This is a genomic window from Streptomyces sp. NPDC057271 (assembly GCF_042668715.1).
Taxonomy (GTDB): domain Bacteria; phylum Actinomycetota; class Actinomycetes; order Streptomycetales; family Streptomycetaceae; genus Streptomyces.
Genome location: NZ_JBHUYJ010000055.1, coordinates 22,650 through 36,064, shown reverse-complemented (window position 1 = coordinate 36,064; position 13,415 = coordinate 22,650). Strand labels below are relative to the sequence as shown.

Annotated in this window: 10 protein-coding genes and 1 pseudogene; 3 read left to right on the top strand and 8 right to left on the bottom strand. The window is 71.0% G+C overall.

Features of this window, described 5'->3' with window-relative positions; all coding sequences use genetic code 11:
- The first annotated feature begins 171 nt into the window (after window positions 1-171).
- A complete protein-coding gene (locus ACFUJR_RS23930) occupies window positions 172-798 on the top strand; it encodes a hypothetical protein (protein ID WP_383168501.1) in 627 nt (208 codons plus the stop codon).
- Window positions 799-877: 79 nt separating this feature from the next.
- On the opposite strand, the gene ACFUJR_RS23925 is transcribed toward ACFUJR_RS23930, so the two are convergent.
- The 6 genes from ACFUJR_RS23925 to ACFUJR_RS23900 form a co-directional block, all read right to left on the bottom strand.
- Window positions 878-1,507, bottom strand: coding sequence for a hypothetical protein (locus ACFUJR_RS23925; protein ID WP_383168504.1), 630 nt, complete (start codon window positions 1,505-1,507; stop codon window positions 878-880).
- A gap of 91 nt (window positions 1,508-1,598) precedes the next feature.
- On the bottom strand, window positions 1,599-2,309 hold the full coding sequence (locus tag ACFUJR_RS23920; RefSeq protein ID WP_383168506.1) for a ribonuclease HII: 711 nt from the start codon (window positions 2,307-2,309) through the stop codon (window positions 1,599-1,601).
- 210 nt (window positions 2,310-2,519) lie between these two features.
- On the bottom strand, window positions 2,520-4,274 hold the full coding sequence (locus ACFUJR_RS23915; RefSeq protein WP_383168509.1) for a DUF4173 domain-containing protein: 1,755 nt from the start codon (window positions 4,272-4,274) through the stop codon (window positions 2,520-2,522).
- Between the two features lie 280 nt (window positions 4,275-4,554).
- Window positions 4,555-5,466 carry an ADP-ribosylglycohydrolase family protein gene (locus ACFUJR_RS23910; RefSeq protein ID WP_383168511.1) on the bottom strand — a complete coding sequence of 304 codons (912 nt, stop codon included), beginning with the start codon at window positions 5,464-5,466 and terminating at the stop codon, window positions 4,555-4,557.
- A gap of 12 nt (window positions 5,467-5,478) precedes the next feature.
- Window positions 5,479-6,138: a histidine phosphatase family protein gene (locus ACFUJR_RS23905; RefSeq protein ID WP_383168514.1), complete on the bottom strand. Its 660-nt coding sequence runs from the start codon at window positions 6,136-6,138 to the stop codon at window positions 5,479-5,481.
- A gap of 9 nt (window positions 6,139-6,147) precedes the next feature.
- On the bottom strand, window positions 6,148-7,782 hold the full coding sequence (locus ACFUJR_RS23900) for an ABC-F family ATP-binding cassette domain-containing protein (protein WP_383168517.1): 1,635 nt from the start codon (window positions 7,780-7,782) through the stop codon (window positions 6,148-6,150).
- 109 nt (window positions 7,783-7,891) lie between these two features.
- Between ACFUJR_RS23900 and ACFUJR_RS23895 the strand changes: the two are divergent.
- Window positions 7,892-8,524, top strand: a pseudogene (locus ACFUJR_RS23895) (TetR/AcrR family transcriptional regulator); the annotation flags it as partial.
- Window positions 8,525-8,671: 147 nt separating this feature from the next.
- On the opposite strand, the gene ACFUJR_RS23890 reads toward ACFUJR_RS23895, so the two are convergent.
- Window positions 8,672-9,277, bottom strand: coding sequence for a YdbC family protein (locus tag ACFUJR_RS23890; RefSeq protein WP_383168520.1), 606 nt, complete (start codon window positions 9,275-9,277; stop codon window positions 8,672-8,674).
- A 140-nt stretch (window positions 9,278-9,417) separates the two neighbouring features.
- Between ACFUJR_RS23890 and ACFUJR_RS23885 the strand changes: the two genes are divergently transcribed.
- Entirely contained in the window at window positions 9,418-9,948 is a 531-nt protein-coding gene (locus tag ACFUJR_RS23885; RefSeq protein ID WP_383168523.1) for a TerD family protein, read from the top strand.
- A gap of 578 nt (window positions 9,949-10,526) precedes the next feature.
- Here the strand turns inward: ACFUJR_RS23885 and ACFUJR_RS23880 are convergent.
- Entirely contained in the window at window positions 10,527-13,415 is a 2,889-nt protein-coding gene (locus tag ACFUJR_RS23880; RefSeq protein ID WP_383168526.1) for a vitamin B12-dependent ribonucleotide reductase, read from the bottom strand.

Sequence of the window (13,415 nt, the reverse complement as noted above, 5' to 3'; positions counted from 1 at the left end):
ACCAACCCATTCCAGTCAGCGGTCTCAATTGCTCGTTGCCGCCTGCGCACAGGCCCGCAAGAATTGGGAGACCGCCCGGCATGGCCCCGTACGCGGTCCGGAAGGACTGTGCCGTGGTGCGCCCTCACTCGCCCCTGCCCGCCCAACGGGCGCGTATCCGAAGGGAGGACCGTGACCTTCGGATTCGCTCCGTCCGCAGCCACCTCGATCACCTCGTCCGAGTCCGCCAGCCGCCTCGCTCGGATACTGGAGCCCGCCGAGTGGGCGGCTGCCGGAATCCCGCTGCTGCGGAACCCTCGTGAGATCGTCGGCGGACTGCACACACGTCATCGGCCGACGCCCACGACGGCGGTCGTCGCGGTGCTCGACCACGAGGAACGCCTCATCGCCAGCGCGTCGTTCACGCGTCGCCCGGTCGTCGCGGACGGCTGGGAGTTCCGTAACGCGCTCCTGGCCCATCTGCGTCGCGTGATCCCGCACGACCTGCGTCGGCGTACGCCGGTGCGTACCGCCGTGCTGCTCTACTGCCGAGAGGGCGACGAGCGTTGGACGGAGGAGGACGGCGCCTGGATGTGGGGACTGCGGGACGCGTGCACGCTCCACGGACTGCGCTGCGGTGCGTACATCGCGCTCACCCGCGGTGGTTGGCAGGTGCTGGGCGAGGGACGCGGAGGGCGGCACCCGAGCCTGGGATCGCGTCCCGACGCGCTCGGCGACGCCGCCTCCGAGCGAGGCATCTTCGCACCGCGCACGGCCGGCGGTGCCGCCGAACCGCTGCGCCGGACCGCGGCCCGCTGAGACGGACGCCGGCACGCGGGACCACGGCCCGGCTGCCCGCGAGGGGCAGCCGGGTCAGGACCGCGGGAGGCTCTCCGGCTCAGACACCCGCGCCGAGCACGGCGTTGATGCGCTTCGGGTCGCCGCAGACGATGAGCAGCGCGGTCGCGCGTCCCATCGCCAGGGGCAGCGTCCAAGCGGCGACTTCGTCGCTCGAGCCGTTGACCGCCACGACGACGACGGGCCGTGCCGCGGCACGCTCCACGGCGGAGGCGTCGGCGAAGAACACGTCGTCGCCTGCGTCCTGCTGAGCCCAGTAGGCGGCCTCGCCGAAGGACAACTCGTGCGCAGCCCACGGGTGCTGCTCACCGGTGGTGAGCACGAGGATGTCGCCGGGGGCGCGCCCGCTTTCCAGGAGCAGATCGACGGCCTCTTCGGCGGCGTCGAGCGCGCCGTCGACCGGGGCCGGGATCAGCTGGATCTGCGGACCGGACCGCTGTTCGGAACGATTCTCCGTGCGGGACGACGGGGACTGCCCGGCACCGGGGTGCGGGCGCGGTACCGGTGGCGCGGGGCGAGCCGGTCCTGGACCGGGACGCCCGGGACGCGGCGAAGCCGCGGAACGCGGACCGGGTACGGGACGGGGGGTCGGCGCGGGGTGGCCTGCGGCCGTGCCGCGGGGACCCTGGGCACTCTCGTGAATCTGAGGCTCCTCGGGGATGAGAGGCATAGTGGATGTCTATCAAACGCCGGCGCGCGAAGCTCCGGCGGGTGGGCACAATCGTGCGACCCGGCTGTCGGCATGGGCCCTGCCGGGAAATTCAGAAGTCGAAGCCGAGTTGGCCCCCGCTTTCCAGTGCGACCGCCTCAGCGGAGATCCGGACCTTCTTGAGGTGGCTCCACTGGGGCAGCGCGTCGAGATACGCCCAGGAGAGACGGTGGTACGCCGTGGGCCCCAGCTCTCGCAGGGCGGCCTTGTGGACCGGCGAGGGGTAGCCCGCGTTGTCGCCGAAGCCGTACGCCACGCACTCCTGCGCCTCGGTCTCCAGCTCGGCCATCATCGCGTCGCGTCGCACCTTGGCGATGACCGAGGCAGCCGCCACGGCGACGCAGGACTGGTCGCCCTTGATCACCGTACGGACCTGCCAAGGGCTGCCGAGGTAGTCGTGCTTCCCGTCGAGGATCACCGCGTCGGGGCGTACGGGCAGGGCGTCAAGCGCGCGCACGGCGGCCAGCCGGAGCGCGGCGGTCATGCCGAGTTCGTCGATCTCCTCGGGGGAGGCGTCGCCGAGGGCGTAGGCGGTGACCCATTTCTCCAGCTCAGCGGCGAGGGCGGTACGACGCTTGGGCGTGAGCAGCTTGGAGTCCGTGAGTCCCTCGGGGGGTCGCCGCAAGCCGGTGACGGCCGCGCAGACCGTGACGGGACCGGCCCATGCTCCGCGTCCGACCTCATCGACCCCGGCGATGATCTTGGCGCCGGTGGTGGCTCGGAGCGAGCGCTCGACGGTGTGAGTGGGTGGTTCGTAGGGCATGGCGCCAGACACATTACGCCGATCGGCACAGCCCGCGATACCCGGATTCCCATCAGACGTCCGAAGCGGCCGGAAGAAGCCCTCGGCGGCCCCGTTCCGGCGTGTTCTGATCGATCATCGCGACGGCCCGGGCGTCCCCCTACCCCTTCCCATGGCGGAAAGGGGACAGGGGGTCTACGCACCCATGCGGACGGACGGTCACGGCCGGGTTCAGGGGGCGCCGTTCGAATCGCCGTGCCAGGCGCCTCCCGCATACGGGTCGTACTCGTCCTCCCTGCTCGGCACCCCGCACTCGGCCGGAGTCCGGTCGATCCCACGCTCCGCCAGGATCGAGCGCGCCCGCGCCTCCGACCAGCTGGTGGCGTACCAGCTGCCGTCGTCCTCACGCAGGCGCGCCTCGATGTCGAGGAGCGCACAGGAGCGCTGCGGCTCGGGAAGCCGGTCGAGCGCGGGTACGGCGTCGGCCGAGAGACCCGCGAGATAGGGAACGTCGATCTTCTCGGAGCTGCGGAACCGATCGACGTTCTGCTCGGCGACGATGGCGTCGGGCGAGGCCAGGCCGAAGAGGAGCATGCCCGCGGCGGCGCTCACGGCCACCGCCCGGGGCAGCAGGCGGGCGCCGAAGATCCCCGCAGCCATGATCAGCAGAATCACCAGACCCAGCCACATCTCCATGGCGGCCACCGAGATGCGCAGCCGCGTGAGCCCGTACGCGTCCACGTACAGGTCCATCCTGCGTAGTGCCGAGGCGACCACGACCAGGGTGAGGAGGCACAGGGTGCCGAGGACGGCGCGTACGAGCGTGCGGTCGCGCGGGTTTGCACGCGGCGCCCAGCGCAGGGCGAGGCCGATCACCACGAGGGTGAGCAGGGTCGCCATGAGGAGCTGCCAGAAGCCCTGCCGGGCGTACTCGGAGTAGGTCAGGTCGGTTTCGCGCAGGACCTTGTCGTATCCGCCGAAAAGGACGGCGAGTTGGACCGCGTTGAACGCCGCGAAGAGCAGGTTCAGTACGACGAGAGGCAGTGACCACTCCAGGCGTGCCCGTGCCGTGCCGGGGCGGACGGCCATCCGGTCCCAGCGCAGAGGTGCGGCGGCGGTACGGGCCACGGCGACGGCACCGAACAGCCCGAGCAGGAAGAACGAGAGCCGCCAGGGCGCCTGCTCCAGTGAGATGTCGGGGATGAGCGCGCCGAGCAGATCGGCGAAGGCGGCGTCGGCGCCGGCGAAAAGCGCGCCGAAGACGACGAGGAGGACGACGGCCACCGCGACGGTCCTTACGACCGGCCCCCACCGGCCGCGCGAGCCGTCGGCTCGGTCGCGCACCCCGCGCCAGACCCAGGCGGTGCCGGAGCCGAGGGAGTCGAAGAGCCCGACGGGTGAGAGCAGGACACTCGGCCAGCCCCGGCCACCGTGCAGGGCCAGGGCCGTCGCCCCGAGGGCGGAGACGATCGCGAGGAAGGTCGGCCAGCCGGCGTCCCGCAGCGCGGGTACGGCGAGGAGGGCGAGGCCGCCGATCGCCCAGACCAGCGTCCAGGGCCGCAGTCGGCGACCGGCCGCCCGAGCGGTGAAGCCGGCAGCGAGGACCGTCGGAGCAGCCACGATCATCAGGTTGAGCCCGAGCCCCTCGCCGAGGAGCAGCGCACTGAGCAGGGCGGTCGCCAGGACGGCCCAGAGCGTCGGAGCGGTCACCGGGGCCGGGGCGGCGGGGCGCAGTCGGTCGAGCCATGGCTCGACCGGAGGCACGGGTGGCGCCCAGGGGTGCGACGGCCTGCCGCCCGGCCCCCCGGCAGCCGCCACGGCCCGCACCTGCTGCGGCTGGGCCTGGCGCTGTGGCTGCGGCTGCGGCTGCGGCTGAACGGTCGGCACAGCGCCGGACGGCGTCGTACCCGCGGTGCTCTGCGGCTCAGAGGCAGGCTTCACCTCCGCTTTGTCCTGCGGTGGCGGTTCGGACGGTATGTGGGACACGGGACCCCCTCCCGACCCGGCCGCGTTCGGTGCCGTGGCGGCGGAGGGGAGCGGTCCGGGTGTCGCGTCGGCGCGCTCTCGTCATGATCAGCGCTGCGGAGTGGCCGACTCTAACGCCGCTCCGGCCCGACGGACCCGGCCGGGCGGCGCTGTGTCAGGACCGTGACACACGCCGGCCCGTTCCAGGGGTACGGGCCGACGTTCAGGATCATGTCGCCAGGGGCCCAAGGCCGGACCGGTACCGGGCCGGCCGGACCCCGGGGCGGGCAGGAGCATCGGATCAGGGACGGACGGTCGTCGGCAACCACTCCGGGAGTTCCTCGGTCCGCTCCAGCCAGGAAGCGGGCGGCGCGCCGGCCGTGTTGGAGGCAACGACACCGCCGGCGATCGCGCAGGTGGTGTCGACGTCCCCGCCGACCTGGGCGGTCGTCCAGAACACCTGCTCGTAGTCGCCCAGGGCCCGGGCCGCGGACCAGAGTGCGAACGGGACGGTGTCGTGGGCGCTGGTGCGGCGCCCACTGCCGAGCACCGCCGCGACGGTGGCGGCGTCACCGTAGTCGAGCATGTCGCGTGCGCGGCGCAAGCCCGCGCCGACGGCGCTGCGCGGCACGAGGGCGACGACTCCGTCCAGCAGGTCCGTGGGCTTGGGCGGACCCGCCGGATTCGCCACGAGCGCGGCGGCGGCCGCCACGGCCATCGCGCCGACGACGGCTTCCCGGTGCTGGTGCGTGGTGTACGCGGAGATCTCGGCCTGGTGGGTCGCCTGCTCCGGGTCGTCCGCGTACCAGGCGCCGAGCGGGGCGATCCGCATCGCGGCGCCGTTGCCCCAGGAGCCCTGTCCGTTGAAGAGCGCGGCGGCCAGTTCACGCCAGTCGCCGCCCTCCCGGATGAGCCGGAGCATCCGGTTGACCACGGGCCCGTAGCCCCGGTCGAAGTCGTGGTGCTCGGCGAACGAGTGAGCGAGCGCGTCCTGGTCGATCCGGTCGTGCTGGGCCAGCACGGCCAGGACCGAGCAGGCCATCTCGGTGTCGTCGGTCCACTGCCAGGTCCCCGACGGAAGTTCGCGTCGTTTGAGCAGCGGATAGTTGACGGGAACGAAGAACTGGGAGCCCAGGGCGTCTCCCACGGCCAGCCCTCGAAGGCTGGCCAGGGCGCGTTCGAAGCGCCGGTCGAGAGAGGAGTCAGCGGTCATCGCTGAACCACTCTATCCGGTGTGGCCGTACGGTTCCGGGGTACGCCAATGCTCGAACGGCCGGTCCAGGCTGTATCGGCCGTCCTCACCGAGCAGCAGCGTCCGCGTCTCGCCGTTGCCCGGATTGGACAGCGACTCGAACTCGGCGACGGACCAGTGGAACCAGCGCATGCAGAACAGCCTCATCGTCAGCCCGTGGGTGACCAGCAGGACGTTCGGGGGGTGGTCCGGCGCCTCGAAGCTGCGGTACAGGCTTTCCAGGAACGCGCCGACCCGGTCGTAGACGTCCGCTCCCGACTCGCCCTGCGCGAAGCGGTAGAAGAAGTGCCCGTACGCGTCGCGGTACGCCTTCTGGAGGCGTACGTCGTCCCTGTCCTGCCAGTTCCCCCAGTCCTGCTCCCTGAGCCGCGGCTCCTCCCTCACCCGGACCTGCCGGGGGTCGAGCCGGAACGCCCGGAACGTCTCGTGGGTGCGGCGGTACGGAGAGACGTACACGCTGACCTGCTCCTCCCCGAACAGCTCCCGTAGCCGCTCCCCCGTCTCCCGCGCCTGCCGAAGACCGGTGTCGGTGAGTCTGAGCGCGTGGTCGGGCTCCCGCTCGTACACCGTGTCGTCGGCGTTGCCTTCGGACTCTCCATGCCGTACGAGGACGATGCGCCGCGGTCGTGCCATGTCATGACCCTAGATGGCCGCCCCCGGGCGGGCTCGACCGGGGAGGCGTCCGGCGTCCATCCGGCGTATGGCTCCGGTGAACCGGCGGCGCACCTGCCGGTCGTGCGAGACCATGACCAGGGCTCCGGCCCACTGCCGAAGCGCCTCTTCCAGCTGCTCGACAAGGTCGAGGGCCAGGTGGTTGGCGGGCTCGTCGAGCAGCAGCAGGTCGACCGGCCGGGCCAGCAGGCGGGCGAGGGCGAGCCTGCGGCGCTGCCCAGCGGAGAGGCTTCCGACCGGCACGTGGAGGTCGCTCGGGCGGAACAGTCCGTACGAGAGGAGCAGTTCTCTCTGCTCGTCGTCCGTGAGCCCCAGCCCGCGGCCGAAGGAGGCGAGGACGCGCTCCGCGGGCCGGTGGGCCGGTATCTCCTGGGCGAGGAACCCGATCCGGCCGCTGCGTCGGACTTCCCCGCTGTCCGGCTCGATGAGCCCCGCCATGACGCGGAGCAGGGTGGACTTGCCTGCGCCGTTGCCGCCGTGGACCAGGAGCTTCTCCCCCGCCCGGACGGTCAGCCGATCCACGACCAGCCGGTCCGCGACACGCACCGAGGTCAGCGAGATCAGCTCCCCTTCGGCGCTTCCGGCGACCGGACGCGCGGCGAAGGAGAGCGGTCGCGGGGGCCTGGGGACCGGTTCGGCCCGGAGGCGGCGCAGTCGCTCCTGGGCGTTGCGGACCCGGCCGGAGACCGACGCCTGGACCCGGCCGCCGGCCCGGTCGTACGCCATCTTGTTGTTGTCCTTGATCGAGCCCCCCAGGGCCACGCCGTGGGCGGTGGTCGTCGCGTACGCCTCGAGCCGGGCCGTCTCCTCGTGCCATGCCTGGTACTCCTGCTCCCAACGCTGCCGGGCGGCCGCACGCTCGGCGCGGAAGCCGGCGTATCCGTTCCCGTACCGGACGACCGTGCGCCGGTCGGCGTCGACCTCCAGGACGGACGTGGCCACCCGTTCCAGGAAGACACGGTCGTGGGAGACGGCTACGACCGTGCCGCGGTGGGCGAGCAGTGCCTCCTCCAGCCAGTCCAGGGCCCGCTCGTCGAGATGGTTGGTCGGCTCGTCCAGCAGGAGTATTTCGGGCGCGGCGGCGACGCCGCAGGCGATGCCGAGCCGGGCCTGCTCGCCGCCCGACAGGCTGCCGAGCAGGCGCTCGCGTCCTACGGAGGCGAGGCCGAGACCCTGCATGGCCTTGTCCACGCGGGCGTCCGCTGCATAGCCGCCTCGCAGTTCGAAGGATGTGAGCAGCTCTCCGTAGGCGTCGAGTTCCTTCGCTCCGGCCGTGGCGAGCGTCGCCTCGCTCTCACGGAGCCGCCGTTCCATGGTCCGGAGTTCGGCCAGGGCGTCGTCGATCGCGTCGCCCACGGTGTGGTCGGGCGAGAGGTATGGGGTCTGCGCGAGCATGCCCGTGCCGCCCTCGACGAGGGTCGTGACCTCTCCCTCGTCGGGCGCTTCGAGACCCGCGAGCAGACGGAGAAGGGTGGATTTGCCCGCTCCGTTCTCCCCCACGATCCCGACCCGCTCACCGGGGCGCACGGTGAGCGAGATCCGGTCGAGCAGCAGGCGTTCGCCGCGGGACACGGTCACCTCATGCAGAGAGATCTGTGTGGGCAAGGGCGCCTCCGGCTTCGGTCGACAGGGAATGGCGGTCCCGTAAATGCAACGGAAGTGGCATTACGAAGACTATGGCACACTCGACTCCCTAACGCAACGGGAGTCGCAATTGAACGCGTCGACGGAAAGTGACGAGACACCCCCGCCCGGCAGTCGCCGCCCCGGCGGCCGCACCGCACGCACCCGGGCAGCCGTGCGCGACGCCGTCCTGGCAGGGCTGACCGAGCACGGTTATCCGGCCCTCACCGTCGAGTACGTGGCGGAGCGTTCCGGCGTGCACAAGACGACGCTCTACCGCCGCTGGGGCGGCCTCGAAGGGCTCCTCGCGGACGCCCTGGTGCTCGCCGGCGAGGACAGCTGGATGCCGCCGGACACCGGCAGCCTGGAGCACGACCTGCGGGCGCTGGCCCGCGAGGTGGTCGAGTCCTTCTCCGACCCCGCGGCGTCCGCGGCTCCCACCGCGTTCGTCGGCGCCGCCTTCCAGTCGGAGCGCGCCGCGGATGCGCTGCGCGCCTTCTACACGGAGCGCTTCACCCGCTGCGAGGCGGTCGTCGAACGGGCTCTGGCTCGCGGCGAAGCGCCGGAGGGCACGGACGCGGGCGCGGTCGTCCGAGCCGTCTCGGCGCCCCTGTTCCTGCGCCTGTTCGTCACCCGCGAGCCGGTCGACACGGCGCTGGCCGACCAGTCGGCCCGCGCGACGGCGGCCGCCGTCGCGGCGGGGGCCTACCTCACCCCGTCGGACCCCGCCGAACCAGCCGGCCTCGGCGGCCGGGCCGATCCCACCGAACCAACCGATCCCACCGAACCCGGTGGCCCGACCAGTCCGACCAGCCCCGCCAGCCCCACCGACCCCGTCCGTCCGAGCGGACGACATCCCGGCGAGGCGTGATCAGACCGTCCAGGACGGCTCGAGCTGCACCACGTCACCGCTGAGCGCCGCCACGTCGGCCTCCGTCTGGGCACGCAGTCCGAGCCGTTCGACCCGCTCCACCCGGTACTTGCCGTGCTCGGCTGCGGACCGCCACATCGACAGCACCACGAACTCGTTCCCCGGGGCCTCGCCGAACACCCCTCGCAGCATCCCCGGGGAGCCGGCCATCGCCGGGTTCCACACCTTCTCCTGCATCAGGGCGAAGTGCTCGACACGGCCCTCGTGCACCCTGCAGTGCGCCACCCTCGCCACATCGGCGTCCGCGAACTTCGGCTCGAAGCCGGTCTTCACATCGAAGCGGTGGTCGAAGAGCTTGACCTGGCTGTCCTTGAACGAGCCGGACTGCGTCGCCGCCAGCCGGTCGTGCGATCGCGCCATGAACGAGTCGTAGAACGCGCGGCTCTCCCAGAACGAGAAGACATGGGCGACACCGGGCCGCGCCCGGCTCCATCCACCGCCCTGGCCCCGGAACCCCGGCTCACCCAGCAAACCCGCCCATTTCCGCTGCCCCCGCTCGAACCCGCGACGGTCCACCACGGTGCAGCGAATCCACTTGACCAGCACGGCGCCATCGTACGGGGCATTCACCGTCCGCCACCCCGTTCTCGCGCGCAGCGCTCATGACACCATGAGCAACCGGTCCAAGACCATGGGCAGTTGACCGGGCCCGGGTTTATCAGTCGTACACAGAGAGGGGATTCACGATGAGCGGACTCAACAAGGGGGTCGGCAAGGTCGAGGTGACGCTCAAGTGGGACCCCAGTCCGATCGGCGCCGCGGCGCACGATCTCGACATCATCGCCGGGGTCTACACAGCGGACGATCCGTACGGCCCGCCCGCCTATCTGGTGCACTTCGACAACCGCTCCCCCGACGGCACGATCACGCTCAGCCGGGACAGCCGTACGGGCCAGGGCTTCGGCTACGACGAGGCGATGATCCTCGAACTGGACCGTCTCGCGCCGCGCTACGCGCGTGTGGTGGTGGGAGTCGCCATCCAGCAGGGCTCCGGCAAGCTGACGTTCGGCGCCATCGCCAACACCGGCGTACGGGTGCGCGAGGGCTACACCGAGCTCGCCGCCCATGGCTTCGAGGACGTCGCCGGAGCCACGGCGGCGACGATCGTGGAGTTCACCCGCCACGGACCGGACGGCTGGTCCTACCGGTCGATCCGCCGCGGCTTCGACGCGGACCCGCAGACTTTCGCGGCGACGATGGGCGCCAGGACCACCTGACCCATCCCCGGCGCGGACGCGTCAGGCACCTGGGAGGGGACCGGCCCGAGGCCGGTCTCCTCCGGCCGCCAGGGAGGCCCGTGGGTCGAGCTCCGGTACGACGGAGTGGACGGGCCACGTCGGCCTTTCATGACCGGCCGCCAGGCCCTCCCGCGCCGTGCGGCGCCATCGCGCACGGCCGAGCAGGGGCGAGCGTTGGCCTCCGCTCTGTTCCGCGCCGACGTCGCTCCGTGTGGGGAGACGGCGCTCCACCCGGACGAGGGGTGCGTCCGGCGCCAGGCCATCGGCCGCAGGGCATGGTCGAACAGCGTGGTCGGGGTTCCGGGCAGTCCGATCCCGGGCGTCCCGCTCACAGGCGGACGGACGACTCGATTCTGTCGATCACGCCCAGAACCCTGTCACCGGCCCCCCGTCCGGCACAGGCCCGACGAGGGCCTGGACCCGGCGGACGTCCCCTCGTCGGTCGCACCGAGCAGCAGCCGGGCAACCAGGTCCACGAGCGCCGAGGGCGGTGGCGCCGAAGAATCGGCACCACCGCCCTCACGCGGGAACCTCACCCGCGAGCCGGCCCCGTTGGGTCAGCTGCAGCCGCTGGTGGAGCCGCAGCCCTCGCAGATGTAGCAGGAGCCGGCCCGCTGCATTTTCGTACCGCAGGAGAAGCACAGCGGGGCGTCCGCGCTGATGCCCAGCTGCATCTCGACGAGCTCAGCCGAGGTGTGCGCCTGCTTCGGGGCCGGGACCTCCGCCTTCGGCGGGGTCGTGACGGCCTTCAGGGTCTCCGTCTGACGCGGGGCGGACTGGGCCAGGCCCTCGACGTCCATCTCGTCGTCGGCGGCCTCGTAGGAGCCCGTCTCCAGGTGGCGCTGACGCTCCTCGGCCGAGTGGATGCCGAGCGCGGAGCGGGTCTCGAAGGGCAGGAAGTCCAGCGCGAGACGGCGGAAGATGTAGTCGACGATCGACTGGGCCATCCGCACGTCCGGGTCGTCCGTCATGCCGGCCGGCTCGAAGCGCATGTTGGTGAACTTCGAGACGTACGTCTCCAGCGGGACGCCGTACTGCAGACCGACGGAGACGGCGATGGAGAACGCGTCCATCATTCCGGCGAGCGTCGAACCCTGCTTGGACATCTTCAGGAAGACCTCGCCGAGACCGTCGTCCGGGTAGGAGTTCGCGGTCATGTACCCCTCGGCGCCACCGACCGTGAAGGAGGTGGTGATCCCCGGGCGGCCCTTGGGCAGACGCTTACGGACCGGGCGGTACTCGACGACCTTCTCGACGGCCTCGCGGATCGTCGCCTCGGACTTCGCGGTGACCTCGGCCTTCTCCTCCTCCTTCTTCTTCGCGGAGAGGGGCTGGCCGACCTTGCAGTTGTCGCGGTAGATGGCGAGCGCCTTGACGCCCATCTTCCAGGCCTCGAAGTAGACCTCCTCGACGTCCTCGACCGTGGCCGTCTCCGGCAGGTTCACGGTCTTGGAGAGGGCGCCGGAGATCCACGGCTGGATGGCGGCCATCATGCGGACGTGGCCCATCGCGGAGATGGAACGCTCGCCCATGGCGCAGTCGAAGACCTCGTAGTGCTCGGTCTTCAGACCAGGGGCGCCGATCACATTGCCGTGCTCGGCGATGTGGGCGACGATCGCCTCGATCTGCTCCTCCTGGTAGCCCAGGCGGCGCAGGGCCTGCGGGACGGTGCCGTTGACGATCTGCATCGAGCCGCCGCCGACCAGCTTCTTGAACTTGACCAGGGCGAGGTCGGGCTCGAGGCCGGTGGTGTCGCAGGACATCGCGAGACCGATGGTGCCGGTCGGAGCGATGACCGACGCCTGCGCGTTGCGGAAGCCGTTCTTGGCGCCGAGGCGGAGCACGTCCTGCCAGGCCTCCGTGGCCGCTGCCCAGATCGGCGAGTCGAGGTCGTCCATGCGGACGGCCACGGTGTTGGCGTCGGAGTGCTGCTTCATGACGCGCTGGTGCGGCTCGGCGTTGCGGGCGTAGCCGTCGTACGGACCGACGACAGCGGCGAGCTCGGCGGAGCGCCTGTACGAGGTTCCGGTCATCAGCGAGGTGATGGCGCCGGCCAGGGCGCGGCCGCCGTCGGAGTCGTACGCGTGGCCGGTGGCCATGAGCAGGGCGCCGAGGTTCGCGTAGCCGATGCCCAGCTGACGGAAGGCGCGGGTGTTCTCGCCGATCTTTTGGGTGGGGAAGTCGGCGAAGCAGATGGAGATGTCCATCGCCGTGATGACCAGCTCGACGACCTTGGCGAAGCGCTCGGAGTCGAACGACTGGTTGCCCTTGCCGTCGTCCTTGAGGAACTTCATCAGGTTCAGCGAGGCGAGGTTGCAGGACGTGTTGTCCAGGTGCATGTACTCGCTGCACGGGTTCGAGCCGTTGATGCGGCCGGACTCGGGGCAGGTGTGCCAGTGGTTGATCGTGTCGTCGTACTGGATGCCCGGGTCGGCGCAGGCCCACGCGGCCTCGGCCATCTTGCGGAACAGTGCCTTGGCGTCGACCTTCTCGATGACCTCGCCGGTCATACGGGACGTCAGGCCGAAGGTGCCGCCCTCCTCGACCGCCTTCATGAACGTGTCGTTCACGCGGACCGAGTTGTTGGCGTTCTGGTACTGGACGGACGTGATGTCGTCGCCGCCCAGGTCCATGTCGAAGCCCGCGTCACGCAGGGCGCGGATCTTCTCCTCCTCCTTGACCTTGGTCTCGATGAAGTCCTCGATGTCGGGGTGGTCGACGTCGAGGATGACCATCTTGGCCGCGCGGCGGGTGGCGCCGCCCGACTTGATCGTTCCCGCGGAGGCGTCGGCGCCGCGCATGAAGGAGACCGGGCCGGAGGCGTTGCCACCGGAGGAGAGGAGCTCCTTGGAGGAGCGGATGCGGGAGAGGTTCAGGCCGGCGCCGGAGCCGCCCTTGAAGATCATGCCCTCTTCCTTGTACCAGTCGAGGATCGACTCCATGGAGTCGTCGACGGACAGGATGAAGCAGGCGGAGACCTGCTGCGGCTGGGGCGTGCCGACGTTGAACCAGACCGGCGAGTTGAAGCTGAAGATCTGGTGCAGGAGGGCGTACGCCAGCTCGTGCTCGAAGATCTCGGCGTCGGCGGGCGAGGCGAAGTAGCCGTACTCCTCGCCGGCCTTCGTGTAGGTCTTCACGATCCGGTCGATGAGCTGCTTCAGACCGGTCTCGCGCTGCGGGGTGCCGACGGCCCCGCGGAAGTACTTGCTGGTGACGATGTTGACCGCGTTCACCGACCAGAAGTCGGGGAACTCGACGCCACGCTGCTCGAAGTTGACCGAGCCGTCGCGCCAGTTGGTCATGACGACGTCACGACGCTCCCAGACCACCTCGTCGTACGGATGCACGCCGGGGGTGGTGTGGATGCGCTCGATGCGCAGGCCCTTGCTCGCCTTGGCTCCCTTGGCGCGGGAACCTCGTGCCGGACCGCTCGCCGTCTCTGTCAT